Consider the following 3,234-nt stretch of genomic DNA (forward strand, 5'->3'; position numbering starts at 1 on the left):
GCGCCGCGGGTGCGCCGGAGGCGCTGGCCGTCGCCGTCGACACCACCGACGACGACGCGGTCCGCCGTGGTGTCGCCGCCGTCGCCGACCGGTTCGGTGGGGTGGACGTGCTGGTGAACGCCGCCGCGCGGCCGGCGAGCGCGGGCCCGCCGACCGACCTGGCCTCGATCGCCGACGACGCGGTGCGGGTCGAGCTGGAGACGAAGGTCCTCGGCTACCTGCGGTGCGCCCGGGCGGTCGCGCCGCTGATGCGGGCGCAGGGGTGGGGGCGCATCGTGAACGTCAGCGGCCTGAACGCGCGGAAGTCGTCGTCGTTGGTGGGGTCGGTGCGCAACGTGGCGGTGGCCTCGATGACGGCGGCGCTCGCGCAGGAGCTGGGTCCGCACGGCATCAACGTGACGGTCGTGCACCCCGGTGTCACCGAGACCGAGCGGACGCCCGACGTCGTCGCCGCGCGGGCGGAGTCGGCCGGGATCACCGGCGCCGAGGCCCGCGCGGAGCTGGACGCGACGACGACGATCGGCCGCATCACGACCGCCGCGGAGGTCGCCGACGTCATCACGTTCCTGTGCTCGCCCCGTTCGGTCGCGATCACCGGCGACGCCGTCGCCGCGGGCGGGGGAACACCGGGCGCCGTGCACTACTGAGACCCGGACTGCCGTCCCGGATGGCACGATGGTCCGATGGAGGGGACCCGCGTGGACCGGTGGCTGTGGTCGGTGCGCCTGGCCAAGACCCGTGCCGACGCCGCGACGGCGTGCCGGGGCGGGCACGTGCGGATCAACGACCGGCCCGCGAAGCCGGCGGCGACGGTACAGGTCGGCGACCGGGTGCGGGTGCGGGTGTACGACCGGAACCGGATCGTCGAGGTCACCCGGGTGATCGAGAAGCGGGTCGGCGCTCCGATCGCGCAGGCGTGCTACATCGACCACACTCCGCCGGAGCCGAGCACCGGCGGGCAGCCGTTGTTCGCCCACCGCGACCGCGGCGCCGGCCGCCCGACGAAGCGCGACCGCCGCATGCTCGACCAGCTGGGGCTGTCCCGCCGCACCTCCTAGGCCGGTGTGAGGATGGGGGCATGTACGACGCCCTCATGCGCCACGTGCTCCGGCACGTCCCGTCCGAACCCGCGCACCGGATGGGGTTCGGTGTGGTCCGCACGCTCGGGACCGCACCCGTCGTGGGTGAGCGGGTCGCGGAGCGGTTCGCCCCGTCGGACCCCGTGTTGCGCACCCGGGTGCTGGGTCTGGAGTTCGCGGGCCCGCTCGGTCTCGCCGCCGGTTTCGACAAGGACGCCGAGGGTGTGCTCGCGCTCGGCAGGCTCGGGTTCGGCGCGGTCGAGATCGGCACGGTGACCGGTCGGGCGCAGCCCGGCAACCCGCGGCCCCGCCTGTTCCGGCTCGTCGACGACGCCGCGCTGGTCAACCGGATGGGCTTCAACAACTCCGGGGCCGGGACCGTCGGGCCCCGTCTCGCCGCGCTGCGAGCCCGCTCCGGACCGGGGATGCCGGTGCTCGGGGTCAACATCGGCAAGAGCAAGGCGGTACCCGCCGAGGAGGCCGCCTCCGACTACCGTGCGAGCGCCGCCGCGCTGGGCGCCTACGCCGACTACGTCGTGGTCAACGTCAGCTCTCCGAACACCCCCGGCCTGCGGGACCTGCAGCAGGTCGACGTGCTGGAGCCGCTGCTCGTCGCGGTCCGCGAGGAGCTGGACCGGGTGTCCCGGGACCGTCGTGTCCCGCTCCTGGTGAAGATCACGGTCGATCTGGCGCCGGAGGATCTCGACGCCGTCGCCGACCTGGCCCGCCGGATGCGGCTCGACGGGGTCGTCGCCACGAACACGACCGTCTCCCGCGACGGTCTGCGCACCGCGCCCGACGTCGTCACCGCCACCGGTGCGGGTGGGCTGTCCGGGCGTCCGCTGACCGAGCGGGCCCGTGCCGTCGTGCGGCAGCTGCGTACCCGCCTCGACGACGACCAGGTCGTCGTCTCCGTCGGCGGGATCGCCGACGCCGAGGAGGCCTACCGCCGTATCCGTTCCGGCGCGGCGCTGGTGCAGGCCTACACCGGTTTCGTCTATGGCGGTCTGCTCTGGCCCTCCCGGGTCCACCGCGAGCTCGCGGCGCTGCTGCGCGCCGACGGCTTCTCGTGTGTCGACGACGCCGTGGGCGCCGACCTCTGACGCCTGCGGCGGCCGGTGTTCCCGCCGGCCCCCTCCTCGCAGCCCACGTCGCACACCTTTCTGCGACCTCGCAGCCCCTGCAGAGGGTGCGAGGTCACAGGAAGGCATGCCAGGTGCGCCGACCCACCGGCACGACAGGACCGGATGCGACTCCCACAAGAGAGCTCCACGGCCCGACCACCAGCCCCGAGGGACCCGCGCCAGGGACCACAAACAGACACACTCATGCCCGGCCGGGCCGGCATCACGCATCGGACCGAAAAAAGTCCGGAAATGAGAAATGCCCCGGACTCGACAGTCCGGGGCACATCCCATGAAGTTGAATGTCGGCGACGACCTACTCTCCCACACCCTGGCGAGTGCAGTACCATCGGCGCTGGAAGGCTTAGCTACCGGGTTCGGAATGGGACCGGGCGTTTCCCTACCGCAATGACCACCGACAACACTATCCAACTATCACCCCACCCCCCAGAAAACCCCGAGAGGCGGGGGTCGAGCACACAAACCGACCCCACGATCCCCGGATCACCGGGAACATGGACGGTTGTGGACTCAGGGTCACACAGTGGATGCGAACAACTCGTTGTGGCAAGCCCTCGGCCTATTAGTACCGGTCAACTCCACCCCTCACAGGGCTTCCATCTCCGGCCTATCAACCCAGTCATCTACTGGGAGCCTTACCCACTCGAAGGTGGTGGGAGACCTCATCTTGGAACAGGCTTCCCGCTTAGATGCCTTCAGCGGTTATCCCTCCCGAACATAGCCAACCAGCCGTGCCCCTGGCGGGACAACTGGCACACCAGAGGTTCGTCCGTCCCGGTCCTCTCGTACTAGGGACAGCCTTCCTCAAGTCTCCAACGCGCGCGGCGGATAGGGACCGAACTGTCTCACGACGTTCTAAACCCAGCTCGCGTACCGCTTTAATGGGCGAACAGCCCAACCCTTGGGACCTACTCCAGCCCCAGGATGCGACGAGCCGACATCGAGGTGCCAAACCATGCCGTCGATATGGACTCTTGGGCAAGATCAGCCTGTTATCCCCGGGGTACCTT

3 protein-coding genes and 2 rRNA genes are annotated in these 3,234 nt (G+C 70.6%); 3 read left to right on the plus strand and 2 right to left on the minus strand.

Annotation, left to right across the window (positions count from 1 at the left end; genetic code table 11):
- The 3 genes from GTW08_RS11290 to GTW08_RS11300 form a co-directional block, all read left to right on the plus strand.
- Positions 1–647 (plus strand): SDR family NAD(P)-dependent oxidoreductase (locus tag GTW08_RS11290; protein WP_161151879.1); only part of this gene is annotated, 647 nt, incomplete at its 5' end.
- A gap of 36 nt (positions 648–683) precedes the next feature.
- Positions 684–1,058 (plus strand): RNA-binding S4 domain-containing protein, encoded by a 375-nt coding sequence (locus GTW08_RS11295; RefSeq protein ID WP_161151880.1) that lies wholly within the window; start codon positions 684–686, stop codon positions 1,056–1,058.
- Between the two features lie 20 nt (positions 1,059–1,078).
- Positions 1,079–2,182 carry a quinone-dependent dihydroorotate dehydrogenase gene (locus GTW08_RS11300; protein WP_161151881.1) on the plus strand — a complete coding sequence of 368 codons (1,104 nt, stop codon included), beginning with the start codon at positions 1,079–1,081 and terminating at the stop codon, positions 2,180–2,182.
- Positions 2,183–2,506: 324 nt separating this feature from the next.
- Here the strand turns inward: GTW08_RS11300 and rrf are convergent.
- Positions 2,507–2,623 (minus strand): 5S ribosomal RNA (gene rrf / locus GTW08_RS11305).
- 143 nt (positions 2,624–2,766) lie between these two features.
- A 23S ribosomal RNA gene (locus GTW08_RS11310) occupies positions 2,767–3,234 on the minus strand; the annotation flags it as partial.

Source organism: Pseudonocardia sp. SID8383, from assembly GCF_009864975.1.
In the GTDB taxonomy this organism is placed as follows: Bacteria; Actinomycetota; Actinomycetes; order Mycobacteriales; family Pseudonocardiaceae; genus Pseudonocardia; species Pseudonocardia alni.

Excerpts from the sequence above, each read along its gene's own strand:
- GTW08_RS11295 (WP_161151880.1), top strand. The coding sequence starts at position 684 with ATGGAGGGGACCCGCGTGGACCGGTGGCTGTGGTCGGTGCGCCTGGCC.
- GTW08_RS11300 (WP_161151881.1), top strand. The coding sequence starts at position 1,079 with ATGTACGACGCCCTCATGCGCCACGTGCTCCGGCACGTCCCGTCCGAA.